At 40.3% G+C, this 25,998-nt stretch carries 18 protein-coding genes and 1 tRNA gene; 17 read left to right on the top strand and 2 right to left on the bottom strand.

Annotated elements, in window-relative coordinates; genetic code table 11:
* From ACL9RF_RS07440 to ACL9RF_RS07390, 11 genes are all read left to right on the top strand, one after another.
* Positions 1-72 (top strand) — tRNA-Thr (locus tag ACL9RF_RS07440).
* 567 nt (positions 73-639) lie between these two features.
* Entirely contained in the window at positions 640-3,693 is a 3,054-nt protein-coding gene (locus ACL9RF_RS07435; RefSeq protein ID WP_422799973.1) for a SusC/RagA family TonB-linked outer membrane protein, read from the top strand.
* Between the two features lie 28 nt (positions 3,694-3,721).
* Positions 3,722-5,089, top strand: coding sequence for a RagB/SusD family nutrient uptake outer membrane protein (locus tag ACL9RF_RS07430; RefSeq protein ID WP_422799972.1), 1,368 nt, complete (start codon positions 3,722-3,724; stop codon positions 5,087-5,089).
* Between the two features lie 32 nt (positions 5,090-5,121).
* Complete coding sequence (locus ACL9RF_RS07425) at positions 5,122-6,471, top strand: beta-carotene 15,15'-monooxygenase (protein ID WP_422799971.1); 1,350 nt, start codon at positions 5,122-5,124, stop codon at positions 6,469-6,471.
* An 18-nt stretch (positions 6,472-6,489) separates the two neighbouring features.
* Positions 6,490-7,959 (top strand): hypothetical protein, encoded by a 1,470-nt coding sequence (locus ACL9RF_RS07420; protein WP_422799970.1) that lies wholly within the window; start codon positions 6,490-6,492, stop codon positions 7,957-7,959.
* Positions 7,960-7,977: 18 nt separating this feature from the next.
* Positions 7,978-9,429: an MBL fold metallo-hydrolase gene (locus tag ACL9RF_RS07415; protein ID WP_422799969.1), complete on the top strand. Its 1,452-nt coding sequence runs from the start codon at positions 7,978-7,980 to the stop codon at positions 9,427-9,429.
* A gap of 28 nt (positions 9,430-9,457) precedes the next feature.
* Entirely contained in the window at positions 9,458-10,135 is a 678-nt protein-coding gene (locus ACL9RF_RS07410; protein ID WP_422799968.1) for a hypothetical protein, read from the top strand.
* Positions 10,136-10,157: 22 nt separating this feature from the next.
* Positions 10,158-10,319, top strand: coding sequence for a hypothetical protein (locus ACL9RF_RS07405; RefSeq protein WP_422799967.1), 162 nt, complete (start codon positions 10,158-10,160; stop codon positions 10,317-10,319).
* Between the two features lie 18 nt (positions 10,320-10,337).
* Positions 10,338-11,765: a phytoene desaturase family protein gene (locus tag ACL9RF_RS07400; RefSeq protein ID WP_422799966.1), complete on the top strand. Its 1,428-nt coding sequence runs from the start codon at positions 10,338-10,340 to the stop codon at positions 11,763-11,765.
* Positions 11,766-12,509: 744 nt separating this feature from the next.
* A complete protein-coding gene (locus ACL9RF_RS07395; RefSeq protein ID WP_422799965.1) occupies positions 12,510-14,261 on the top strand; it encodes a hypothetical protein in 1,752 nt (583 codons plus the stop codon).
* Positions 14,262-14,423: 162 nt separating this feature from the next.
* Positions 14,424-16,217 carry a hypothetical protein gene (locus ACL9RF_RS07390; protein ID WP_422799964.1) on the top strand — a complete coding sequence of 598 codons (1,794 nt, stop codon included), beginning with the start codon at positions 14,424-14,426 and terminating at the stop codon, positions 16,215-16,217.
* 54 nt (positions 16,218-16,271) lie between these two features.
* Here the strand turns inward: ACL9RF_RS07390 and ACL9RF_RS07385 are convergent, their stop codons facing one another.
* On the bottom strand, positions 16,272-18,191 hold the full coding sequence (locus ACL9RF_RS07385; protein ID WP_422799963.1) for an ABC-F family ATP-binding cassette domain-containing protein: 1,920 nt from the start codon (positions 18,189-18,191) through the stop codon (positions 16,272-16,274).
* A gap of 127 nt (positions 18,192-18,318) precedes the next feature.
* Between ACL9RF_RS07385 and ACL9RF_RS07380 the strand changes: the two genes are divergently transcribed.
* The 4 genes from ACL9RF_RS07380 to ACL9RF_RS07365 all read left to right on the top strand — a co-directional run bounded on the left by ACL9RF_RS07380 (position 18,319) and on the right by ACL9RF_RS07365 (position 22,103).
* Positions 18,319-19,350: a quinone-dependent dihydroorotate dehydrogenase gene (locus ACL9RF_RS07380; protein ID WP_422799962.1), complete on the top strand. Its 1,032-nt coding sequence runs from the start codon at positions 18,319-18,321 to the stop codon at positions 19,348-19,350.
* Between the two features lie 261 nt (positions 19,351-19,611).
* Positions 19,612-20,496 (top strand): OmpA/MotB family protein, encoded by an 885-nt coding sequence (locus ACL9RF_RS07375; protein WP_422799961.1) that lies wholly within the window; start codon positions 19,612-19,614, stop codon positions 20,494-20,496.
* Between the two features lie 252 nt (positions 20,497-20,748).
* Positions 20,749-21,489 (top strand): hypothetical protein, encoded by a 741-nt coding sequence (locus ACL9RF_RS07370; protein WP_422799960.1) that lies wholly within the window; start codon positions 20,749-20,751, stop codon positions 21,487-21,489.
* Between the two features lie 20 nt (positions 21,490-21,509).
* Positions 21,510-22,103, top strand: coding sequence for a hypothetical protein (locus ACL9RF_RS07365; RefSeq protein WP_422799959.1), 594 nt, complete (start codon positions 21,510-21,512; stop codon positions 22,101-22,103).
* A gap of 79 nt (positions 22,104-22,182) precedes the next feature.
* On the opposite strand, the gene ACL9RF_RS07360 is transcribed toward ACL9RF_RS07365, so the two are convergent.
* A complete protein-coding gene (locus ACL9RF_RS07360; RefSeq protein ID WP_422799958.1) occupies positions 22,183-23,319 on the bottom strand; it encodes an acyloxyacyl hydrolase in 1,137 nt (378 codons plus the stop codon).
* A gap of 411 nt (positions 23,320-23,730) precedes the next feature.
* Here ACL9RF_RS07360 and ACL9RF_RS07355 point away from each other — a divergent pair, with 411 nt between their 5' ends.
* A complete protein-coding gene (locus tag ACL9RF_RS07355; RefSeq protein WP_422799957.1) occupies positions 23,731-24,654 on the top strand; it encodes a formylglycine-generating enzyme family protein in 924 nt (307 codons plus the stop codon).
* Between the two features lie 29 nt (positions 24,655-24,683).
* On the top strand, positions 24,684-25,997 hold the full coding sequence (locus ACL9RF_RS07350) for a Gfo/Idh/MocA family protein (RefSeq protein ID WP_422799956.1): 1,314 nt from the start codon (positions 24,684-24,686) through the stop codon (positions 25,995-25,997).
* The last annotated feature ends 1 nt before the right edge of the window (position 25,998 follow it).

Raw genomic sequence — 25,998 nt, 5'->3', positions numbered from 1 at the left:
CCTCCTTAGCTCAGCTGGTAGAGCAACTGACTTGTAATCAGTAGGTCATTGGTTCGATTCCGATAGGAGGCTCAAATTTATAAAGCGGTTTTTATACAAAAAAGCCGCTTTTTTGCGTTTTAAACCAAGGTTAGATTATCTTTTTTTGGTCATTCGAGCCCTCCGAAATGGCATGATTTACCTAGTTTTGTTGCACTTAAGGTCGTTTTTTTATCCCTATATCTATAGTATTGCCGTGTAATTGCGTCTTCTTATGGAAACCTATTTAAGAAGAGATTATATTTTTTTATAAAAATACTACTAAAACTATAGATTTAATATAATAATATATATATTTGTTTTATCAACCTAGGAGATAGACTTGTAGCCAACGAGTTCGGACAATGTGTTTAAGACATACAAGAGCGATTTCTTCCTTGATTAATACAATTTCAACTTACTTAATCATAAACAATGGTCAATTCAATTTACGCATCTTCTCTGTATTTCTGTTCCGAAGAATCACTTCATCCTCACCACTTCTGTAGACGCATGCGAATGCGTGGCTCGCGTTAAGTTTCTATAATTTTTTCTTGTGTTATACGCATAAAGCAACAATTGGCGTAAGCACTTGCAATTTCTCACTGTTAACTTTTATTTATGAAAAATAGGGTATGGAAATACGCCTTGACAATTTTATTGTCATATGGCTTGCTATTGTCTGTTTTTGCGCAGAAATCCGAACCATTAATTAATGCTACTTTAACTGGGGTCATATTAGATTCCATCACAAATAGACCCATTGAGGGCGTTACCATTCAACTGTTGGGGGTGACCCATCAGGTAAAATCCGATGCGAATGGTAAATTTCAGTTCGTCACTGGACAACGGCTGCCACTGACCTTTTCCCTATCTTTTTTAGGTTATAAAAGCCGTACAATAACAGCCAATCAACCACAAATACAAATTTTATTGCAGCCTACAATCTCCGATTTAGATGGCGTTGTGGTGGTCGGCTATGGTACACAAAAGCGTAAAAACTTAACAGGCGCTATTGCTAAAATTGATGCCGCCGAGGTGAATAAGATTCCGGTGGCGAGTTTTGATGCACAACTGCAGGGTAAGCTGCCTGGTGTTCAGGTGACCACCAATTCGGGGGTGCCTGGTGAGGGGATCTTTTTGCGTGTACGGGGGACAACCTCTATCAATTCGAGCAGTGACCCCTTATACATTATTGATGGGGTTTTCTTAAATAACACCTCTTTACAGAATATTGGCTTAGGCGGACGTACCAGTTCTCCATTGACGGATATTAATCCCGCTGATATTGAATCTATAGAGGTGTTAAAAGATGCTTCGGCGACTGCAATATATGGTTCGCGTGGTGCCAATGGGGTAATAATTGTTACAACGAAAAAAGGAAGTTACGGTAGCAAAACTAAGATTGATATCCATGCGCAAAGTGGTTGGGCTGAGGCGAATAGATCCCTGTTACCGAAGCTGGCCTCAGGACCTGAAACGGCGCTTTTGGCGAATGAGTGGTGGATTAATTCCGGATTGGATAACCCGGCATTAAAGCAGACTTTTGAAAACAGACCTTTTCGCCCTGTTTCTGAAGGCGGCAGAGGGAATCCTGAGGAGCAGGAAACCTATGATCGTTTAGCTTTTTTATTGCGTCATGGAAAGTTGCAGGACTATAGTATCGGTATACAAGGCGGTGGGGAGAAATCACGTTTTTATGTAGGTGCAGGTTACACAGGGCAGGAAGCTTTTATTAAGGTTATTGATTTTTCGCGTGCGAATGTGAAGTTTAATTTTGACCATCAAGTTAGCAGTCGCCTCAAGATTGGTTTGTCGAATAATTTTTCGAGAACCTACCGTAATCAAGCGCGAACAGGAGATGGCCCACAGGTAAGTTTATTTAATTCGGCAGTTTCTTCGGCTACGAATGTACCTATTTTTAATAACGATGGGTCGGCAAATGGTGTAGACAATACCTACACTTTAGTTGATAACTACGATGTTAACACTACAAGTCTGCGTTATGTAGGTAGTGCATTTGCCGAGGTTGATATTATCAAAGGTTTGAAATTTAAATCTTCTTTCAGTGCAGACTATAATGTGTACGATGAATCGCAATACTGGAACAGTAAAACCAGTATTGGTATTGCCAATAATAACCAAGCGACATCGGGAATTTCGAGAAACGGGACTTGGATAAATGAACAGACCCTATCTTATCAACAGGTTTTTGGTAAACATAGTTTAACAGGACTTGTTGGAAATACGTTGCAAAGTAATGTGCTTGATTTTACGTACCTGGAAGGAAATGGTTTTGCGAATGATTCTTTTAAACAAATTTCATCTGCAGCGAATATTTTAGGTTCCGAAAGTTGGACTAAATACACGATTGCCTCTTTCTTTGGAAGAGCGGGGTACAGTTATGCCGACCGTTATTTCGCGGAAGCAACGGTACGTGCTGATGGGTCGTCAAAATTTGGTGCCAACCACAGATGGGGCTATTTCCCGGCTTTCTCTGTTGGCTGGCGTATCAGTCAGGAGAGCTTTTTGGCAGATAAACCTTGGATTGACGATTTGAAGATTCGTGCTTCCTATGGTATAACAGGTAATCAGGCTGGTATTAGCAATTTTGCGGCCAGAGGTCTGTGGTCTGGAAATGAAAAATATGCGAACAACTTCGGTACGGTATTACCTGGAACAGGTCCTTACCAGTTAGGGAATCCTGATTTACGCTGGGAGAAAACAGCACAGGCTGATTTGGGGTTAGACCTTACTTTATTTAAAAACAGACTTTCGATCACCGTAGACTTGTACCATAAATACACCTCAGATTTACTTTTAGAAAGGCCAATAGTGGGGAGTTCTGGTTTTTCAAAATACTGGGCCAACGTGGGTGAAATTAGTAACAAGGGCTATGAGGTCCTCATCAACTCTTTACATGTAAAAACTACGGATTTTTCATGGAGCACAAGTCTTAACTTATCGGGTAACAAGAATAAAATTGAAAAATTGCCTACTCAGATTACACAGTATACGCGAGATTGGGTAATTCTGAAGGAAGGTTATGCTTTAAACTCATTTTGGCTGTATGAACAGCTTTACGTAGATCCACAAACGGGGAGTCCTGTGTTTGATGGTCAGCTGGACGATGGTTCCTTGCCTACCTCGGCACGTAAAATTTTCAGAAATGCTTATCCGAAGTTTTATGGCGGTATCGGGAATACCTTTACCTACAAAAATTTCGATTTAAGTGTTGATTTTAGTTTTCAGTACGGTAACTATTCCGTAAACCTGTATCGTTATTTCAGAGAACGCAACCCGAGTAGTGGCGGTGTCTTTGAGAAGGTGTTGCAACGCTGGCAAAAGCCAGGTGATGAAACGGATGTGCCACGCTTAACGGCCAGTGGACTAAATTATACTGTTGATGCAAACAGCCGTTATCTTGAAGATGCTTCCTTCCTAAAATTACGGCAACTTTCCTTGGGGTACAAATTGCCAAAAGATTTTGTACAGAAGGCTGGATTAAGCGCTGCTAAGGTGTATTTCGTCGGCTCTAATCTCTTTTTATGGAGTAAATACAGCGGAGATCCTGAGTCGAATGTGACGAGCAACCCTAATGCACAAGGATTAGGATCCTTTGGTACACCACCACAGCCACGTACTTTTCAACTTGGTGTAAACGTAACCCTTTAACTATTTGCATACCTAAGCTATTAAACGAATGAAAAAATATACCCATATTCTCTATTTTCTGCTTTTCTTTTTTTTAGGCAGCTGTAAATCATTTTTAGATGTGGAGCCTAAGGATTCGGTATCGGATGAGGTAACGATTGTGGATGAAAGTTCTGCCGCTACTGCTGTGCGTGGTATGTATTCGGCACTGCGTGCAAACGACTATTACGGATATAGCTTTCAGCTTTTGGGATTTTTCTCTGCCGATAATATTGTTTACCGTGGAAGTCAGATTGTTCATCAAACACTAACGAATCATACCGTTAAATCGGATTTAGCGGTGCTTGCTACAACATGGAATCAGATTTATGCGACTATCAATCGCACGAACCATGTGATTACAAAGGTGCCTTCCTTACCGTTGACGAATACGTTCACAGAAAATTATAGAAATCAGCTTCTAGGTGAAGCATATTTCGTCAGGGCTTTGGCTTATTTTGATTTGGCCAGAACCTGGGGAGGGGTTCAGATAGTATTGCAACCCACAACTTCGGCCAATGCTTTACCAAAAGTCGGACGAAGTTCTTTGGAGGATACCTATGCACAGGTAGTACAGGATCTTCGCAAAGCGGAGGAGCTGCTGCCAAATGAAACAAATCGTATTCGCGCAACAAAAAAAACGGCTCGAGCGCTCTTGGCACGTTATTACCTTTACCAAAAGAAATGGTCTGAAGCGATAAATTATGCCTCTTACATTATTGATGATCAGGCAAACTATGCCTTAGTGTCACCGTATCGTTCTTTCTATGCCAATAATACGTCGAATACAAAAGAGTCGGTTTTTGAATTGGTATACGATATCAATAACACCAATAGCCAGGCGGGGCAATGGTTGGCTGGAATTAATGGTGGTAATGCCTGGATAAGACCTTCTCAAGATGTTTATGACCTGCTCGTTAACCCTTCCATTGGGGGCGACCGATCGTCTTTGGTTTCTAAAACATCCTCTTCTACGGATCCCAATATTTTGATTGGTAATTTATATTACCGCACGGATCGTACGGATCCTGCCTTCTTAATCCGTACAGCAGAATTATACCTTATTCGGGCTGAAGCATTAGCACAGCGAAATACTGTTGGAGATTTGGCGGCGGGCTTGGCCGATTTAAATGCAGTGCGCAGCCGTGCAAATATTAAAACCTTGGAAGCACTACCGCAGGATAAGCTTCTTCTGGCTATTGAGCAAGAAAATCGCGTAGAGTTTGCCTTCGAGAATCATCGTTGGTATGATTTGGTGCGGACAGGAAGGGCTGGCCAAGTGCTGAACATCAGTTCGCCGAATCGATATCTTCTCCCTATACCATTTACGCAGGTTGCTATAGATGCTGATTTAACTCAAAATCCAGGATTGGATTAAACAGATGCTATTAAAATTTGAAATGTACTAAAATGACACATTTAACGGATACAAATATTCTGAAGCGCTATGGCAGCGAATTTTTGCTAATAGGCTTTGTATTTTTCTTCATTCTTTCGATTCCGTATGATCCAAATCTATTCGGAAACACGTCTGTGGCTGATTTTCTCTCCTTAGAGAATTGGTTTGCCCTGGCTACCTATCATACCTCTTTCATACCCGAAAGTCCTTTTGTGGGTACGGACGTTCGTGGGTATTACAATTGGGCAATTGCCTGGGTATTGGCTACTTTGATTGTTTTGGCTTTCGGTCGTAAGTTCAAAAAAAGATGGATGCTGAATAATGATACCATAGCCTATTGGTTACGTGTTTTACTGCGTTATCGCTTGGCATTAGCTTTAACTTTTTATGGTATAGTGAAAATTCTACCGATACAAATTCCGGAGCCTACCTTAAGTGAGTTGCATACTGAATATGGTGATTTTTTACTGTGGAAACTCTACTACCTTACCAATGGAATTGCCACTGCAGGTTACCTCCCTGTAATCGGGGCATTGGAAATTGTGGGTGGACTTTTGTTGTTGAATCGACGTACAACGGTAATAGGTTCCGGATTGCTTATCGCGGTACTCCTGAATACCGTGATTATTAATTATGTATATGAGGTTGGCGATCAGGTGTATAGTTCTTTTTTGCTGCTCGCTGCAGGGGTTGTTTTTTCATATGATGGAAAACGTTTTTATCAGCTTTTAATCGTAAAAATTGCTGTTGTGCCCGATGGTTTTTGGCCAGTTTATGGACGTCGTATTGCCGTGCTTCGTCCTTATCTGCAGAGTTTGTTTTTGCTGGTAATCGCCGCTTTTAGTGTGCAGGCTTATTTAAGTTGGAAGAATTCCAATTATCCTTTCCCTGATGAAGAGGGTTTAAAAGATGCTGAAGGGATATACGATGTGAAAGACTTTGTATGGAATGGCGATAGCTTGGCTTACTCACAGACGGATAGTGTACGCTGGAAGGATGTTGTTTTTGAAAAATGGAATACCTTAAGTATTCGCACAAACAAAAAAACGCAGGTGGATAGCCTGAAACCGCGTATTGCATTTAATGGTTTGCGCAATTACGAGTATCTGGGCAACAATGGTCGTGAGTTTTTTGAATATACCCATAAGGAGGGTAAGCAGCAGGAAGTGAGCCGACTAACGCTGGTTGGAAAAGTGGATACCACCCATACATTTTCTTTTACGTTGGATCGGTTAGAGCCGCACACCATTATACTGGTGGGTACAAACCAGGGGGGAGATTCCTTGCGTGTTCGTTTAGAGAAAGTAAACAAAAAGTACTTATTGCATGAAGGTCGTAGAAAACCTATCCGAATTTATTAATCGCCTTAAAACGAGTTTATGACAACTGTTCAACATACGGATCGTCCTGTGGAGACGATCGAAGCCAATAGCTGGAAATATGGGGAGAAAGTGGGCTTTAGATTTGCCTTTATTTTTTTCATTCTGATGATTGTTCCGCTCGACTGGAGTTGGTATGAAAAAATAATTCAGCCCGATTCATTATATGATTTTTTAGCATCTATCGCTGGAGGTTCGCGCTCGGGATGGATTGAGGTTAACTCGGAGAGTGGCAAATGGGGGTTTGCTTCGTATACAACCTGGTGGTTAAATGTTTTGATTGCCGTACTTGGTGCCACCATTTGGAGTATTTTATCCCGCAATAGTAAGGTGAAAAGCTATACGGTTTTGTATTATTGGTTGCGTGTTTTGGTGCGTTACCGCATTGCTTTCGGATTAATTGCTTTTGGCTTTATTAAGTTTTTTCCGATGCAGATGCCCTTTCCATCTGTTGCTAACCTCAATACGGATATGGGCGAATATGCACCATTTAAGCTGTATTGGCAAATTGTAGGCGTTTCCTATAGATACGAAATTTTCTTAGGGTTCTTAGAAATCGCTGCAGGTAGTTTATTATTCTTCCGACCGACGGTAGTCCTGGGTGCAATTATAAATGCAGGTGTACTGTTTAATATTGCGCATGCAAACATCGCTTATGATGGTGCTGTCCATGTTTACAGTTCTTATTTTGTCTTGTTGTCTTTGTTTCTATTGTTGCAATATTTCCCCGCTATCTGGAAACTTTTCATCCTTCGCGAGCCGGTCAGCAGCTTCTATTATGTTCCAACGTTTATAAACAATTGGAGTAAATGGGGGTATTATAGCGTAAAATTCATTATTGTATTCTTTTTCATTTTTGTCTATGGATACTTCAGATATGATCGTTTTTACAATGAGGGGCGTTTGAAAGAACCCGTACTTCCGGGCTTATCCAAAGCGGCCGGCCGCTATGAGGTATCCAGGTTTTCGTTAAACGGCCAAGAGTTGCCCTATTCACCACAGGATTCCGTGCGCTGGCACGAAGCTTTCCTAGAGCGTTATTCAACGTTGGTATTTAAGGTAAATAAAGCGTATGATATTGATTTAGGAAATGGGACGCCAACCTTAAATGATGTTTTGAAAACCTATGAATTTACAGGCCGTGCAGGTGGAAAGAGCTATTTATACTATGAGATTGACTCCGCAAATCAGGTTTTGTATTTACTAGATAAAAATCAAAAATTCAGTAAAAATCAACGCCAGTTGCTTGACGAGAAGTTGGATGTAGGCCTTAAAGCTTTGTATGGTAAGGCGGTAGGCGATAGCCTACAGATTCTAAAATGGTCGTACGAGCGCCCGACGGCCGATCGTATTGTGTTAAAAGGTTTGGATGCACAACGCGATAGCTTGCACATCACCTTGGATCGTATTAAAGAGTCGTATCTAACGGGTAAGGAATGGTACATGAAAAACACCCTTTTTGATTACTAAAACAACGTTTACAGCATTATGAATAGAAGATTTTTTATCCATCGGTCCTTGGTAATCCTTTCAGTGGCGGCAGCTATGCAAGGGTTTTCCTGTTTTGGACATGCCAGCAAGAAGGCAACATCCTATCATATTGAGCAATTTGAGGATGAAGGCTTAGCACACTTTTCCTATGCCATCTTAGTCGACAATAAGATTGTCTTGATTGATCCAGCACGCGACCCAAGACCATATTATGCATATGCAAAGGAACAAGGGGCAGAAATAGTGGCGGTTATTGAAACGCATCCGCATGCCGATTTTGTAAGTTCTCATCTGGAAATTCACAGGGATAAAAAAGTGCCTATCTATGTAAGCAAGCTTGTTCAGGCTACTTATCCACATAAAACTTTTGATGAGGGGGATGTATTAAAGCTCTCTGAGCAGGTGGTTTTACATGCATTAAATACACCCGGACATTCGCCTGATAGTATTTCTATTCTGTTGAAAGTCGAAGGGCGTGTTATAGCTATCTTTTCGGGAGATGCTGTTTTAATTGGTGGTGTCGGACGCCCAGATTTGCGGGAGTATTCAGGAGAGCATGGCACACAACGTGAAAAACTTGCGCGTCAACTTTTTCATACGGTACAGAACAAATTTGTCCCTTTGGAAGATGAGGTATTGCTTTATCCTGCTCATGGAGCGGGTTCTTTATGTGGTAATGCAATAGCTGGAGCCAAGCAGAGCAGCATAGGGGCGGAACGCAAACAAAATTTTGCCTTTGAAAAGCAGAGCGAAGCAGACTTTGTTCGTTTCCTCTTAGCGGATCAGCCTGTTATTCCGGTGTATTTCCCTTATAATGTCGAATTAAATCGTCAAGGTGCAGCATCTTTTCTGCCTTCTATAACCGCTGTTCCAGCTGCTGCGGTAGACACTCTGTCCGATTTATCGCTGGTTGTTTTGGATGCCCGACCATCGGCACAATTCCGTCGTTCGCATCTTTCAGGAGCCATCAATATTCCAGAGCGCTTAAAATCCGAATCCTGGATTGGAACGCTTATCGCCCCTAACACAGATTTTTATTTGGTTACAGAAAATAAAGAGCAGGCCGATGTGCAATTGGCTAAGTTGGCGAAGATAGGTTATGAGAAGTTTGTTAAAGGATTTGTTCTCTATGGCGATCATGCAGGTAAGGAGTCTCTTGCATTTGATAAAGTAGCCTTTGATAATGCGCCACAAGACTATTACATGCTCGATGTACGCACAGAAAAGGAGGCCAAAGAAAACCCTGTATTCACGCAGGCACATAATATTCCACTGGCTGTTTTGCAACAACAAGTTGATAAGTTGCCAACCGATAAACCTATTGTTGTATACTGTGCTTCGGGTTACCGTTCGGCCATTGCAAGTAGCTTAATTCAGCAGGCAAGACCAGAAGCTTTGGTATCCGATATCGGTGATATTATCAAATATTACAACAAATCATATAAGTAGTAAAATTCATTTAAGGACGATTTAGAAGATGAAATTTTTTAAAAAAATAGGCCTTACCATGCTGGCATTAAGCATCGGTTTAAGTTTGATTAATTGTCAGCCTCGACATGCCGTAAAAGAAAAAGTGAAAAACAGCGATCTGGTTTTAAAAACCGAAGATGCTACCCGTTTTAAGGAGGAGTTAGAAAGTATAAACGCCACAAATAAGGTGTCGGTCCATATTCCCGACAGTGCACGTATTGTCTACGCCAATGAGCAGGATATCTTAAACTTAACTCATGGAATCGTGCTGTTGGGTTGGCCGAGCTGCCCTTGGTTTAGAAATGCTATTGAAACCTTGTTAGAATTTGCACAGGAAAAAAAAGCAGCAATTTATTACCTGAATATTCATGATATCCGCGACATCAAAGAAATAGGCGAGCATGGTGAAGTAGTAACCACGAAGGCCGGAAGTCCTGGGTACGAGGCTATACTGGCTAAATTTAACGATATTTTAAACCCCTATACGGCGGTTGGCGTAGACTCGATTAAAAGAATATCATCGCCTACAGTCTTGTTTATTGAGGATGGAAAGGCGGTACATAAAGTTGTGTCTACCGTTGTATCGCAGACAAATCCTGCTGTGAAGTTAGATGCTGCGCAACGCGAAGAATTAAAGCAGCGTTATGACGCATATTTTACCGATGAATTTAGTAACCATGAATAGTCACATTAAACAAAACATAATTATGAAAAACGTATTTAGTCTTGGTATTTTAGCATTATTCTTAACCATTAGTACAGCATCGTGTGGGTCAGGAAGTACAAAAAAAGAGGACGGCAAAACACAGTCCGATTCAACAAAAACAAAAAAAACTAAAAAGGATCAACCCAATACAGGTTGTGATTAACAGCTAAGAAAATATTTGATGCAAAAATATGATGCAATTATTATTGGTTCTGGACCCAATGGTTTGGCTGCCGCGATTACACTTCAACAGCAAGGATTAAACACCTTGCTTGTTGAAGGTGCCGATACTATTGGTGGGGGAATGCGCACCAAGGAATTGACCCAAGTCGGTTTTAGACATGATGTCTGTTCTGCCATTCACCCCATGGCGATGGCATCTCCATTTTTTAGATCGTTACCTTTGGCAAAATTTGGTTTGTCATTTGTGAAGCCCAAATATGCTGCAGCACATCCTTTGGATAATGGGGAGACAGGAATTTTGGCACATAGTCTTTCCGAGACTATTGATGAATTGGGTGGTGATGGTGAAACCTATCAGCATTTGGTGGCAAGTGTTATTGAACACTGGGATGATTTTTCTTCGGATATTATGGGGCCATTAGGCTACCCTCGGTATCCGTTGCGCTTGGCACGTTTTGGTTTAGATGCCTTGCAGCCGGCAAGCTGGACAGCCAAACGTTTCGCCAGCGAAAAGGGAAAAGCGCTCTGGGCAGGTATGGCGGCCCATGGCATTCAGCCTCTGTCTAACTGGACAACTTCTGCCATTGCTATTGTGCTCTCGGCGATCGGAAATCGTTACGGTTGGCAAATTCCTGTAGGAGGTTCTCAATCGATAGCTGATGCGCTAGGTCGTTACTATCAATCTTTAGGAGGAGAAATACAAACCGGCTTTTGGGTGAAAGATATTGCTGAATTGCCCGAATCGAAAACACTCCTATTTGATGTAACACCCAAACAATTGCTTGAAATAAAAGGAGTAGGGCTTTCCGAAAGTTATAGGAAACGTTTAACGAAGTACCGCCATGGGATGGGGATATTTAAAGTAGACTGGGCTTTGTCGGAGAAAACACCATTTGCCGACACGCGTTGTCAAGAGGCATCAACGGTACATCTTGGTAATAGCTACGCGGAAATTGCTGAAAATGAAAGGTTGAGCCATTTGGGCCATCAAGTCGACAAACCTTTTGTTTTGTTTGCGCAACAGAGTTTGTTTGATTCATCCCGAGCGCCAGCCGGACAGCATACAGGGTGGGCATATTGTCATGTTCCAAACGGTACGACAGTAGACTATACCGCAGCCATTGAAAATCAGGTCGAACGTTTTGCACCAGGCTTTAAAGATACCATTCTGGCAAGGCATACTCTTTCGCCTGCGGCACTTGAGTCGTACAACCCGAATTATATTGGTGGTGATATTAATGGCGGTATTATGGATATTTTCCAATTGTACAGCCGACCTATTGTAGCCGTAAATCCATATCGTACTTCACAGAAGCATGTTTATATGTGTTCATCGGCGACACCTCCCGGTGGAGGCGTTCACGGTATGTCAGGGTATCATGCTGCGCGCATGGTGCTGAAAGAACATTTTGCTATCCGGTTGTAACTGCCTTTTATGAGGATGTTAGCGCGTGTATTTGGTGGCCTGTTTAATTTTAACAGTTAATTGGAGTTTAATTCTTACTATCTTCCTGTTTCTATGGTGCCGTTCTCTATACCCAAGATTTTATTCGTATAGGAACTTTTATTTACTAATTTTTAAACCCATCATACGGTGAAATGTAAACGGCTAAGCGGTTTATTTTTTTTTTGGGGCAGGGCTGTCGTAAAGGATTTATGTACAGCTTATTAGGTTTTGTTGTGTTGTCCAGTTCGGTAAAACCTGTGGCAGCTGCTGTACAAATTAAAATTTTGTGTTGCCCAGCATCCTTTGAAATCTACATGGAAGAGCTTAGTACCGTTTTTTTTGAATCGATGGATAAAACCGACCAAAAGTATGAAAAGCTTTTGATGCTTGTTTTGAATGGACTGCGCTGAAAAGTAATGCCACTCTTTTTATTGGTCTGATAAACAGGTGGTTCTATACCTTCTGTCTTGCTTGTTATTATCCAAGGGCAGCCAGAAAAAAGGCTCATTATCACTTCTTTTCTCGATTAATTTTTTCCTTTCTGCCGACAGTTGGAAGGGGTGGTGCAGTGCTGCCCTGTAGCACAACTATGCAGAAGTATAGTGCTTCAAAAACTAGCATTTCGTATAGCCTTATAGTTGATGGCATTATTTAATATTGCCCAAGTTAAGTCGAGAAATCGATTGTTTCAAATAATTATACGCATGTCAACTCTGTATTTGTATGAAAAAAAACGTACTAAAATTTAGTCAATCTGGAGGGATCGCAAAATCCCTTTTAATCCTCAGTGTAGCCTTATTTTTATCGTGTCAGAAAAATATAGAACCAGAAGTGGTGGTAGAGGAACCCCAGCAGGAGGAAGAAGATCCCATCGTAACGGATTCCATTGTTACGACAAAAGTAAGGGTGAATTTAATGGCTGTGGTATTTGAAGATGAACAACCATTATACTTTGAAAACTACTTTTTGGTTAAAGGAGGAAATCGGCAGCAGCAGCAGCAGCAGCAAGCCAACGCCAAGGAAAGTCAGGATGTCACCATTGATTTAGATAATAACTACTTTTTAAGGGCAAGCTTAACTGCAAATGGAAAGCAAAGCCCTACGCTGTCTTCCAAAGGTATAGTAACCCCCTATGAAGATATCAAATATAAGGTCGTCGTCTTTGATGATAAAGGCAATTATGTTTGTCATAAGGATTTTGTAAATAAACGAGGAGGAATGAATGAGCTTGATATGTTGATGGCGGAAAAGACATATACCTTTATTGTATATTCCATTAACAGTGCATTAAATCTTCCAGATTTAATATTTGAGCATCCAACGAAAAAGACCCTTAAAACGGCAAATGTTAACCTCGGAAGTAATGTGGATTTTTTGTATTACCGTAAGGATTTGACGCTTTCAGCTACAAAAGAGAATAAATTGCCTTGTGATTTAAAACATGTATTTAGTGAAATTACAACAACCATAGACGCGACAGCAACAGGTTATCCTATACACGAAATAAAATCAAATTTTAAAGCACTTTTCAAGAGCACCACTGTAAACCTTTCAAATCTGCAGGTTAAACCTCTACATACAATGAATGCCAACTTAACGTTTCCAGCGATAAAGGTGACTAGTAAAATCATCGAAAGTTCACCGATGGTCATCAATTCAAGTAATGGCATCTCATTTGAAATTCCCTCCATTAAAATTGGTCTGTTAACCTTCTTAAATATTAAATCTGTCAATAATTTCAAACTTAAACCGGGTGTACGTTATACGTTAAACATTAAAATAATCCCAGACGACATGTATGTAACGCACAGAGGCTTGCCTGCTGCACGCATTAATGGTGTAACCTGGATGCGGCATAACCTCGGTGTGAATATCAATCTAGATCCTGATATTACTAAAATGACCGTTGATTACCATGGTAATTATTACCAATGGGGGCGTGATTTTATCGCTGCTTCAGGAAAAGATATGAAGACATCTACATTTTCCTTTCCAGTAATTCTTACGCAGGATATGTGGTATCCAGGTACGGATAAAGATCCCAAAAAAGGAGAATGTGATCCCTGTCCTAAAGGTTTTCGAATACCTACAGGTACAGAGTTTCTACGGCTTATAAACTATACTACGACAACAAATATTGGAGAGTTTAAAGGCGAAAAAAGATGGCATAAACAATATCCCAATGATTTTAGTGTGGCTAAAGTTTTTACAAGTATGAGAAATAGTAAAGTAAAGTTGATATTTCCAGCCCAAGGCATCATGGATGTTGGGTATACAGGTCATTATTGGGATAAAGGTGTTTTAGGTAGGGCTGGCGCTGGTGTGTACCATGCAAGTTCTGTTTCGGAGATGGATGTGTACTCCACACATTTATATTTCGATGCGACCACAGTTACACTGGTTGAAAATAAATCCACTTCAAATGATATCATTGCAAAAGTTTTAAGTTATAACATTCGCTGTATAGCTGAATAGAGCAGACCTATAGACCTATAGACCTATAGCTGTACGGCGATAAACATGCGGTAAAATTGTGTACTTGGTAAAATGCTTGTTTTTCTGTTTATCCCGCCGAGTATAGGCTTCTAAAAATTGCGGTAGTAATAATTAGTGCTAACCAAAAACAATTAAATAATTATGGAAAAATTTAAGGTAAAAATAAGCAGCGTATTTATTTATCTATTTTTAGCTACAGTGATAGCCCTGTCATGCAGTAAAAAAATTGAAGCTATTGAAGAAAATACAGATGAAAATAACACTAATAACATCGATTCTTTAAAAGAAGATCCATGGCAAAAATTAACGGTGGTATTAACAGATATCGTTTTCGCAAAAGATAAGGCAGAAAATGCTGAATTTAATGTTAACACCAAGGTGTCTAGCAGACTGAGGGATGGGGGAATCGATAATCAGGTGGCTGTAACAAAATTGCCTAATAATTTCTATATGGTAACTACTGTACATGCTAATGTGGATGAAAGCCCTGTATCAACAATCAACCCAATGCCTACAAGTGGAAATGCCGAGGAGACTAATTCGACAATTTTAAACAATAACATTAAATACAAAGTCGTTGTTTTTGATAAAACGGGTAATTATGTCAAGGAAAAGGATTTTGTAAACTCGAATAAGTTTCCCAATTACATGGATAGTTTGTTAATGGGAGAAAAATATACCTTTATTGTTTATTCCGTAAATAGCAAAACCAAACTTCCGGCATTAAAATTCGATAATCCACAAACGAAAACGCTAAAAACGGCGAATGTTACGGTCAATGAGGATCAGGATTTCTTGTATTTTAGAAAGGATTGGGTGCTACCCACCAATGTAAAAGCCAAGTTTAGTGTGAAGTTACAACATTTGGTAAGTCAGGTGACCATACTGGTAGATGCGTCAGCAACTGGCTATCCTATTAAGCGAGCAATAGCTAATATCGGACAGAATACTCGTGTAAACAGTGTGAAATTGGAAAACGGTAAGATTAGCAAGGGAGGTAAATCAAATGCCAAAGTTAGTTTTCCAGCCTTAAAACCGAATGAGAAGAAAATTTCAAGTTTTCCAATTAGTGTAATTGGAGAAACGGGTATATCATGCGAAATTTCGTCCATTCAAATTGGCGGGCTTAATTTTTCTAAATTGGTACCATTTAAGAAATTTAAAATAAATCCGGGTTTAAAATATACTTTAAAGGTAAAGATTGTTCCTGCAGATAGTTACTTAATCCATGAAAACTGGCCTGCAGCGCGTATAAATGGTGTTATTTGGTCTCGGTTTAATGTCGGTGTCGACGCGTTTTTTAAGGATAGAGATCCCGATCGTTCACCAATGACGGTCGACCGGCATGGTGATTATTTTCAATGGGGAAGAGCGGTAAGTGCTGCACAGCATAATTCTTATCGCTATGTAAATTTCTACAGTGCAGCAAATCTTGTAGGTTTAAATAACTTTTGGAATGGAGGATCCGAAAAGGAGCCTTTAAAATCTTTCACAGATCCTTGCCCTCGTGGATATCGAATTCCCACAAAAAGAGAAATGAAAAGTCTTATTGATGGTACTATCGCTACAAATTTGGGGGAGTTTCATGGCCTCAGTAAAGAGGGGGAGCAATACACACAAGATTTTTCGGTAGCGAAAGTTTTTACCAGTAAGCAGAATAAAAATGTAATGTTAACGCTTCCAGCTCAAGGTTATTTTGAACAGGAAAAAGGGAAAGACCATTCTGAAGTTGTTATATCTCTACGAAGTTCAGTAGGTAAATACTATGTTAGTTATGCCTCCGATGATGTATCCTTAGTATATTTGTATTTTGATAAAAACAAAGTAACATTAAAAGAAATACCGACCGCGGATAACGATGTAATGCGATCTAAAGAAGCCGCATATGTTGTTCGATGTGTAGAAGGGGATACGAATCTTGACTTTTTAAAGTAATTCGTTAAGGCGCATAATTTTGCGCCTTAACAAATACTTATTAGGAAAATAGCATTAATTTCCTTCCAATTCCATTATTTCTTCGGCAAGTGATTCCCATTCCTGCTGAAGCGCATCAAAGGAAGCCTTTTGTGTATTATAGTTCCTAGTCGTTTCCTGCAGTTTTGCAGCATCACTATATACTGCCTCCGAAGCTAGCAGTGCCTCCAGTTGTTTAACTTCCAAATCCTTGGCAGCAATATTCTGTTCCAATTGAGCAAGTTCTTTATTCTTCTTCTGTAAGAGTCTAAAAGAATCGTCTGTAGGTATTTTCTTCTCCTTTTTCGGCGCTTCCTTAACGACTTTTTTTTCCGTTTTTTCTGGCACAGCTTTTACGACGCGTTTGGCATTCCACAGCTCATACTCCTCATAAGTGCCCGGGTATTCCTTGATGCTTTTATCCTCGATATACCATATTTTATTAGCGATATTATCCAAAAAGTACCTATCGTGAGAAACAACAATAAACGTACCTTCATACTGCTGAAGTGCTTGTATTAAGATATTCACCGAGGCCATATCCAGGTGGTTTGTAGGCTCGTCGAGAACAAGGAAGTTGGCATCCGCAGTCAGCGCCTTAGCTAAAGCCACGCGCGATTTTTCGCCCCCAGAAAGTACCTTAATTTTCTTGAATACATCATCTCCAGTAAACAAAAAACAGCCTAAAATAGATCTTAACTCGGTTTCCGTATGTTTAGGAGCAAAGGTTTGCAATTCCTGCAAGATGGAGTTTTCCAGGTGCAGGGATTCCAACTGATGTTGAGCAAAGAAGGTTTGCGATACATTATGTCCCTTTTTACTTTCCCCTGTATACGCCGTATCCGCATCCGCTACGATACGCAGTAAGGTAGATTTACCCTTACCGTTGGCACCAATAAGAGCAATTTTATCCCCTTTCTCAATAAGGCCATTTGTATTTTTTAAAATCTCCAGGTTGGGGTAAGACTTACTAATATTTTCCAACGTTACCACATGACGGCCTGAGGGTTTGGTAAATTTAAAGCTGAAATTTACTTCCGGATTATCGTCGTCAATAGCATCCACCTTTTCCATGCGGTCTAAGGCTTTAATCCTCGACTGCACCATTTTTGCTTTGGAAGCCTTTGCACGGAAGCGTTCAATCAGCTTTTCCTCCTGTTTTATTTTCGCCTGTTGGTTTTTAAACTGGTTGCCTTGAATTTCCTCCCTTAGGGCTTTTTCTTCCAAATAAAACGTATAGTTGCCGGCATAAATATTTAATTTCCCTTTTCTGGATTCGACCGTTTTATTGATAACCTTGTCCAAGAAATAACGATCGTGCGATACAATAACAATGGCACCTTCAAAGGCCTGTAAGTAGTTTTCTAGCCATTTTATCGACGGTAAGTCCAAATGGTTTGTAGGCTCATCCAGGAGTAAGATATCAGGAGCTTGTAGCAAAATCTTCGCCAGCATAACCCGCATACGCCAACCCCCGGAGAATGTTGCCAGTGGGCGTTTTTGCTCCTCCTCGGAGAACCCCAAACCCGCTAAAATCTCATGCGCACGAAATTCAATGCTATACCCATCTAAGGCTTCAAATTCAGTTTGTTTATTACTTAATTTATTCAGAATATCATCCGAATAATCGGTTTCCATTTTCTTTAATAAAGCCTCAATTTCAGTATGCAGCTGGTTTTGCCGAGCAAAGGCCTCCATGGCCACATGCAGTATACTGTTGTCGGAATGGTACGACAGTAAGTCTTGATTTAAGTAGCCAATTTTAAGATCCTTGGCCATAGAAATAGTCCCTGAAGTCGGTTTATAATCGCCAACAATAAGTTTTAGCAAGGTAGATTTCCCTGTACCGTTGGCACCGATTAATCCGGTTTTATCTCCTGGTTTTATATGCCAGTTAGCTTCATCGTAAAGCGCTCTGGCGCCTATTTCAAAAGTTAAGTTGTTTATTGATATCATTTCAGTAGCAAAAGTAGTGATTATTTCTGCTTCTTTTTTACCTTTGTGCGGATAATGCCTGTACCATGAAGGCATAAATCAGAGGCAGGGTATTGTAAACGATCTTTATTGAATATTAATCTACAACATGTACAAATTAGTAAAACCATTTTTCTTTTCGATGAATCCCGAAAAAGCACACCATACCGTAACGGGTGGGCTGCGTGTATTTAGTAAAATCTGGGGGTCCAAAGCATTGTTAAAATCATTGTATACCGTCAGCGATGTTCGTTTGGAGCGGGAAGTATTTGGTTTAAAATTTAAAAATCCTATTGGCTTAGCAGCAGGATTTGATAAGAATGCCGAGTATATCGAAGATATGTCGAAGTTAGGTTTTGGTTTTATTGAGATAGGTACAGTAACCCCAAAACCACAACCAGGGAATGATAAGCCACGGATGTTCCGCTTAATTGCTGATGAAGCCTTGATCAACCGGATGGGTTTTAATAACCAAGGGGCAGATGTGGCTGCGGGAAGGCTGAAACATCTTAAAAATAAAGAAGGTGTAATTATAGGAGGCAACATCGGAAAAAATAAAGTTACCCCCAATGAAGAAGCCGTGAACGATTATATCTATTGCTTCCATGCCTTGTACGCATACGTAGATTATTTTGTTGTCAATGTAAGTTCACCCAATACGCCAGGATTGCGCGATTTACAGGAAAAAGAGCCTTTAATGCATATATTAAATACCTTACAGGATTTAAATAAGGCAAAACCTCAACCCAAGCCTATTTTGTTGAAAATTGCTCCCGACCTTAGCAACAGCCAGTTGGATGATATTGTAGAAATTGTTGCCACAACAAAAATTGCCGGTGTTATTGCTACCAATACCACTATTTCTAGAGAAGGGCTTAAAAGTAATGCCAGCTTGGTGAAAGAAGCGGGCGGTGTTAGCGGAAGACCACTAACTGCAAGATCCACAGAAGTGATACGTTATCTATCAGAAAAATCGAATAAATCATTCCCGATTATCGGTGTAGGTGGCATTCATTCCGCTGCAGATGCACTGGAGAAGCTAGCGGCAGGCGCTTCCCTTATTCAGCTGTATACAGGTTTTATCTACCAAGGACCTGCATTGGTCGGTGAAATTTGTCGTCGCTTACTAAAAGATTACTAATCTTTCGTAATAAATCATCTCGAAAAGCAGGTGCAATTAAAAATAAGGGTTCAAAAAATGAGGTATTGAAAAATCGTTAACCAAAGCTTAGAGGTAGGGCATTTTCCAGACTTTTATGGGTTATACGGTAACAAAGGACTGCTAATAACAACAGGCTTAAGTACAACACAGACCCTCAGCAAGGCTTTAACTATTTTTCACTTTTAATTTTTTCCGTATTCCTTTAAATATCCTTAATTTGGGAACGTAAATAAGTACACTATGATAAACACAAGACGAATTTTGCCTATTACCATTTTGTTGGGCGGATTATTGGCAACAAGTTGCGTAAGTAATAAGAAATTTACGACACTTAATGGTCAATATAACGAGTTAGATGGTAAATATAAAGCGCTGACAGCGCAATATCAACAAGGACAGTTGGATCTTACAGATAGCCGTGCCAAAGTGCGTAGTTTGGAGGATCAGTTGGAGAATGAACGCCGTAATAATGTAACTTTAAAAGAGGCTTATTTAAAGTTACAGAATACCTTAGATAACAGTATTGCGCAAAACTCGCAAGGAAATGTCAATATTTCAAAATTGGTTGACGAGATCAATGCTTCCAATAAATATATACAGCACCTGGTGAACACCAAAAACAAATCCGACTCCTTAAATATGGTATTAACCAATAACCTTACCCGTTCATTAAGCCGTGAAGAAATGCGCGATGTAGATGTTCAGGTATTAAAAGGGGTGGTCTACATATCGCTATCGGATAATATGTTGTACAAATCAGGCAGCTACGAGATATCCGATAAAGCAGGAGAGACATTAAGTAAAATCGCTAAGATAATTACAGATTATAAAGATTACGAGGTTTTAATTGAAGGTAACACCGATACAGATCCGATTTCAAAACCTAATATCCGTAATAACTGGGATTTAAGTACACTACGTGCCTCATCTGTTGTGCAGGCCTTACAAAATACCTATGGTGTAGATCCCAAACGTTTAACAGCGGGTGGTCGTGGAGAATATAACCCTATTGCTGATAATTCCACAGCAAATGGTAAAGCGCGAAATAGACGTACACAAATCATTATCACGCCGAAGTTGGATCAGTTTATGGAATTGATCGATAAAGCTCCAGAAACGAAGTAACTTTCTGGTCATGATAGCTATAAGCTGTAAACAGTACCCCATTTCTGGGCATACTGTTTGCAGCTTATTTTTATTAGGAAGTCTTTTGTAATAGCTGTTGCCAGCGCACAGAAGTTGGTAATTTGTACGAATGCTTTGCTGGGCAAATATTTTTATCCGCCTTATGCGGAAAGGTACTGTAGCATATACCTGCGAATTTAAAAATTCTAGGCTGCCCTTACAATTATGGCATGATTGTTAGCATAAATCGGTATGATTAGGAGAAGTTGTTTTTATTGTGGTATTTTAGCTGCTGTGCTATTAACATTTACGCGTTGTAGTTCAGTTTATATGCCCAATGTGCCTGCGACACCGATGTTTAAACAGCAGGGGGAAGGATATGTGGCAGCACATGCAAATCTTAAAGGAAACCTGTCTGGAACGGCAGGAATTGCAGTAACCGAACATATTGCTATTTTGGGAAACGGTTCTTTTGTCGATTATGGCCGTAATTCAAGCCATCATTTTAAGCAGTGGTCGACAGAAGGAGCCTTGGGGTATTTTACCACAATAGGACCAGGAAAAAGGCAGGTTTTAGAGCTCTATGCTGGTTATGGTGTTGGCCATACCGAGGATATTGATTTGCGCTCCAGCACAGTTGGCTATGAGCCTGTGGAATCGCGGGTGTTAGATTTTGATAAGATTTTTGTGCAGGTGAATTACTCCGCAACGCGAAAGCAGAAACTCCGCCTCTTTGGTCGTAACAGGGTATTAAATTATGGTACAGCAGTACGCCTGAGTCGGGTAGGGATGAAAAACTTTAGTATAAATGAAATCGCAGCCGATAAGGAAAACAACTTTTACGTGGAACCTTTGTTTTTTACCCGTATGGAGTTGCTCAAAGGCTTTCAGTTGCAGTATACAAATGGGTTCAACATAGGTATGGTAAGCAATACCTACCTGAAGGCAGGAAATGCCGTTTTTACCCTGGGTTTGGTTTATAATTTTAATTAATTAATGTGTAAGTAATAGATATGAAAAAAATAGGATGGACATGCTGTATGTTGTTGTTTTTGCTCCTTTCGGGCTGTGCAATAAATCAGAAAGCGCAGGTGGAGGCCTTAGCAAAGTTTAATTATTCGGTTGAATCTGTCGAACAAATGCGTATTGCCGGTAGGGATGTGGCTTCATTTAGTAGCGATGGGGGATTAAATTTAGCCTCGGTGCCGAGTATTGCGCTGGCCTTATTAAGTAAAGACTTGCCTTTACAAGCCCGGGTTAACCTTAAAATAGCAAACCCAACAAGTACGTTGACAAAGATAAACGAGTTTAAGTACATTGTAGAATTGTCGGGAAAGCCTCTTTTCGAAGGGTCTGTTAATGAGAATATTAATTTAGCGCAGGGACAAAGTATGGTGGTGCCATTAAGTTTTAATGCTAATATTTTTAATGTGGCCAAAGAACAAGGGTTTGACTCCTTCTTAAGTGACATACTCACCCGTAAAAGTACAGCGCTTTTAGCTTTAAAAATTAAACCTTCCATTCGTATTGGAAACCAGAATATTTTTTATCCGGGATACATCACGATTGATAAGGACTTAGCGAAATCCTTACGTAAGAAACTGTAGCAAAAAAAGTACAGGCAATATATACGATTATATTGCCTGTTTTAGTATGGTATAAAATACCTGCTCTGGTATTTATAGCCTACCTAAACAACGTATATCCAACCGTCCATTCAATAAAATCAGCCTTTCCCATATGCGCCTTTATGGATACCCCGGCATTTAAGTTTTGATACACATAATACCTAAATCCAGCGCGTAAAAAGAACTTATTAATCTCGCCGTTAAACTCCTGGTTGTGTATGTAGTAACCAATGTTTCCGTTTAATACCAAATTATTATTCAGTACATGTACCAAGTAAAATGCGGGGCCACCCGATAATTTGGCACTTAATTTTCCCGACATATCTTCAGCAATCTCCTCGCTATTTCCAGAACCCGAGTAGAAAAGGTCGGCACCACCACCGATACGCCATTTATGGCTAATATGTCGGCTGGCATAAACGCTCATGGTTGATTTAAAATAACGTTTATCCCGATCGCGTGCAACCTGCTTTAAACCTGCACCATAGTTAAAATGCAGAAAAATTTTCTTTGGGTATGGGGCAATGCTTGTCGTATCTCTTTTGAAGATTCTTCCATCGGGTTGATAGGTCAACGACGCTGTTAAAGGCACTAAATTAACGCCCGAGTTAGGTAAGCGCAAGGCACCGTTTGAAAAATGATGGAACGCTAAACCTACACCTACGCGTAGTTTGGGTGTTAAACGATACTGCGATCGTATTCCAAAGTCTATAAAAACATTATTCTTTGTGCCAATCGCTAAGTTGAATGGATTATTCTCTTCGTCGTAGGGTCTAAAATTACCTGATAATCCTAAGCCGATTCTGTAATCAAACATCCAACGCTCACTTTTGAATTTGCCAAAAGGTGTCTGTACAAAACCGTACACAGCATAAGGGTTACCTACAGGGCTATTATGGAAGGTGCTGGAGTAAAAGCCTATACCATAGATTGGATTGTTGTATAACCGGAAATACTGGTCGCTGGAGCTATGGATACGCCAGCCTACCTTCAGGTTGAAGCCGTTATAATAGGCATCCTTAAAGGTTACATTTTTAATGTCTCCAGAAGCTAATATACCCCCGTTTTCAATTTCCGCTTCGATGACCAGCGATGGTTTATGCTGCTCTACTCGAGAACTATCTACTTGCGCATATGCAGCATACCAAAAACTGATTAATAGAAAAAAAATAGAGAGTGTGGATTTCACTAGCATAAAGAATAATTAATTCCTGGAAATAAATAATCGGCAAATTTATTAATATATACTTCATTTTTATAGTTCATATTATCATTTGTATGAAATTTTTTTATGAAACTGATTTGAATAAGCCCAAAATACATAGGTAGGCCTGTCGATTTCAAATTAATACTAATTTTTATTGTTTTTTAATCTGCCCTCAGTTCGCATAAAAGCGGCTTAATCTGCACTACGGTCCATTTAAATGCATAACATAGTGTAAAAGTTACACTTGTGTAACGCAATTGTTATTACTGTTTGAAATTATCCTAAAAATTTACTTCTATATTTAATTCGATTTATAACTATATTTAAACGTATAAACCGTTTTGTGATTCATAAACCATGAGGAGTTTTCTTGTTTTAATCGTTTTATTAGGTATGCATATGGCGTTTTGTCAACAAACGCTACACGAGAATTATGTGCAGAAAATAGACGGATCGTCACTATTATTTTCCATGCAAGCAATTCCTGGGGGTACTTTTTCCATGGGTAGTAATGGAGGCAAGGACGACGAGAAGCCGATACATAAAGTTAAAATTGCACCCTTTTGGATGAGTACCTTTGAGGTTACCTGGGATTTATATGAACCATTTTTATATAAAGATTATGAATTGTCTAAGCAGGTTACGGCAGGTATCTCTCCAGAGGTTGATGCAGTCACGAGGCCTACTAAACCTTATTTGGATATGACCTTTGGCATGGGCAAGGAGGGGCATCCAGCTTTGGCCATGACACATTATAATGCGATTCAGTATTGTAAATGGTTGTACCTGCGAACGGGGGTATTTTATAGGCTTCCTACAGAAGCAGAATGGGAGTATGCTTGTAGGGCCGGTTCTAATGCTGCTTATTTCTTTGGTGATGATACCGCAAAAATCGACGACTATGCATGGTATGGAGCGAATGCTGCTGGCCGTACCCATCAGGTAGGTCAGAAAAAACCGAATGCTTTTGGTCTATATGATATGCTGGGCAACGTGGCGGAATGGACGTACGATCAATATCATGCTGATTTTTACACGCAATTTGTGGGTAAAACCGCTGTTGATCCGCTGGCTGTGCCGACCGAATTGTACCCACATGTGCTCCGTGGGGGATCTTTTAAGAGCGATGTTAACGATTTAAGATCTTCGGCGCGCTCGGCTTCGGACCCGGTATGGAAGCAGCTGGATCCGCAAATGCCGAAATCTAACTGGTGGTTTCCTGAAGCACCGTTTGTGGGTATGCGTTTGGTACGTCCGGTTACTGTGCCTTCAGTAGAAGAAATAATGTCGTATTACGATCAAGCACCAATAGAAGATTTTTAATACCTATTATACGCTTAAATATACCAGCTATGGACAACCAAGATAGAAGAAGTTTTATTAAATCTACAGCCGTTATGGCGGGGTCGACTGTAGTTGCAGCGCTGCCTGTTTCGCCCTTATTTGCTGCTGGCGATGATGCCATAAAAGTGGCATTAATTGGCTGTGGAGGTCGGGGAACGGGTGCTGCCGCAGATGCGCTAGAGTCGGGACAAAATGTGGAGATTGTTGCATTGGCTGATGCCTTTCAAGATAATTTGGATAAAGCCTATACCGCATTAAAAAAGAAATATGGCGACAAAATTAAGGTTAGCGATAGTCGAAAATATGTTGGTTTCGATGCTTACAAAGCCGCTATTCGGGATGCGGATGTGGTGATCTTAACGACACCTCCAGGTTTTAGACCTTTGCATTTTGAAGAGGCAGTAAAGGCTGGGAAGCATGTATTTATGGAGAAACCTGTCGCTGTTGATATTCCGGGTGTGCGCAAGGTATTGGAGTGTGCGGCAGAAGCGAAGAAAAAGAAATTAAATGTTGTAGTAGGTTTACAACGTCGCTATCAGCAGAATTATAAAGAAGCGATTCAGCGTATTCATGATGGTGTTATTGGCGATGTGGTATCGGGGCAGGTATATTGGAATAGTGGTGGCGTATGGGTAAGACCCCGCAGTGCCGGACAGTCGGAGATGGATTATCAAATGCGTAATTGGTATTATTTTAACTGGTTATGTGGCGATCATATTGTAGAACAGCATGTCCATAATATTGATATTGCCAATTGGATAAAGCAAAAATATCCGGTTTCCATTCAAGGCACGGGATCCCGCGCACATCGTACGGGGAAGGAGTATGGTGAGATTTACGATAATTTTGCGTTGGAGTTAACGTATGATGATGGCACTGTAGTTTATAGCCAATGCCGCCATTTTGAGGGCATAAATAACCGTGTTGACGAGACCTTTCAAGCGACGCAGGGTAGGGTATTTTTAGCCGCCAATAACCAAGCTATTATTTGGGACGCTAAGGGAAAAGAAATTTTTAGATATGCTGCGCAAAATGATCCTAACCCGTACAGGCAGGAGCATGTGGAGCTTTTTGGCGCTATAGCATCTGGTGTTTATAAATTTGATAATGCAGAATATGCAGCTTATAGCACCTTGACGGGTATTATTGGCCGTTTAGCCTGTTATACCGGACAAACCATACAGTGGGATAAAGCGCTTACCTCATCGGTAAACCTTATGCCCGATACTTTGGCTTGGGATGCCTTGCCCAAAGTGCTGCCGAATGCTGATGGGCTCTATCCGGTTGCGGTTCCAGGAATTAATAGTACACAGTATATTTAAG

The organism is Sphingobacterium sp. Mn56C (assembly GCF_049319645.1).
Lineage (GTDB): Bacteria > Bacteroidota > Bacteroidia > Sphingobacteriales > Sphingobacteriaceae > Sphingobacterium.
Note: the sequence above shows the minus strand (reverse complement) of the source record. Positions and strands in the feature narration are given on the sequence as shown.

Bases quoted from the DNA above. Each gene is read 5' to 3' on its own strand.
- ACL9RF_RS07365 (WP_422799959.1), top strand. From the start codon at position 21,510: ATGAAAAAAATAGGATGGACATGCTGTATGTTGTTGTTTTTGCTCCTT.
- ACL9RF_RS07370 (WP_422799960.1), top strand. From the start codon at position 20,749: ATGATTAGGAGAAGTTGTTTTTATTGTGGTATTTTAGCTGCTGTGCTA.
- ACL9RF_RS07425 (WP_422799971.1), top strand. From the start codon at position 5,122: ATGACACATTTAACGGATACAAATATTCTGAAGCGCTATGGCAGCGAA.
- ACL9RF_RS07420 (WP_422799970.1), top strand. From the start codon at position 6,490: ATGACAACTGTTCAACATACGGATCGTCCTGTGGAGACGATCGAAGCC.
- ACL9RF_RS07360 (WP_422799958.1), bottom strand. From the start codon at position 23,319: ATGCTAGTGAAATCCACACTCTCTATTTTTTTTCTATTAATCAGTTTT.
- ACL9RF_RS07380 (WP_422799962.1), top strand. From the start codon at position 18,319: ATGTACAAATTAGTAAAACCATTTTTCTTTTCGATGAATCCCGAAAAA.
- ACL9RF_RS07410 (WP_422799968.1), top strand. From the start codon at position 9,458: ATGAAATTTTTTAAAAAAATAGGCCTTACCATGCTGGCATTAAGCATC.
- ACL9RF_RS07375 (WP_422799961.1), top strand. From the start codon at position 19,612: ATGATAAACACAAGACGAATTTTGCCTATTACCATTTTGTTGGGCGGA.
- ACL9RF_RS07435 (WP_422799973.1), top strand. From the start codon at position 640: ATGAAAAATAGGGTATGGAAATACGCCTTGACAATTTTATTGTCATAT.
- ACL9RF_RS07430 (WP_422799972.1), top strand. From the start codon at position 3,722: ATGAAAAAATATACCCATATTCTCTATTTTCTGCTTTTCTTTTTTTTA.
- ACL9RF_RS07355 (WP_422799957.1), top strand. From the start codon at position 23,731: ATGGCGTTTTGTCAACAAACGCTACACGAGAATTATGTGCAGAAAATA.
- ACL9RF_RS07385 (WP_422799963.1), bottom strand. From the start codon at position 18,191: ATGATATCAATAAACAACTTAACTTTTGAAATAGGCGCCAGAGCGCTT.
- ACL9RF_RS07415 (WP_422799969.1), top strand. From the start codon at position 7,978: ATGAATAGAAGATTTTTTATCCATCGGTCCTTGGTAATCCTTTCAGTG.
- ACL9RF_RS07405 (WP_422799967.1), top strand. From the start codon at position 10,158: ATGAAAAACGTATTTAGTCTTGGTATTTTAGCATTATTCTTAACCATT.
- ACL9RF_RS07400 (WP_422799966.1), top strand. From the start codon at position 10,338: ATGCAAAAATATGATGCAATTATTATTGGTTCTGGACCCAATGGTTTG.
- ACL9RF_RS07350 (WP_422799956.1), top strand. From the start codon at position 24,684: ATGGACAACCAAGATAGAAGAAGTTTTATTAAATCTACAGCCGTTATG.
- ACL9RF_RS07395 (WP_422799965.1), top strand. From the start codon at position 12,510: ATGAAAAAAAACGTACTAAAATTTAGTCAATCTGGAGGGATCGCAAAA.
- ACL9RF_RS07390 (WP_422799964.1), top strand. From the start codon at position 14,424: ATGGAAAAATTTAAGGTAAAAATAAGCAGCGTATTTATTTATCTATTT.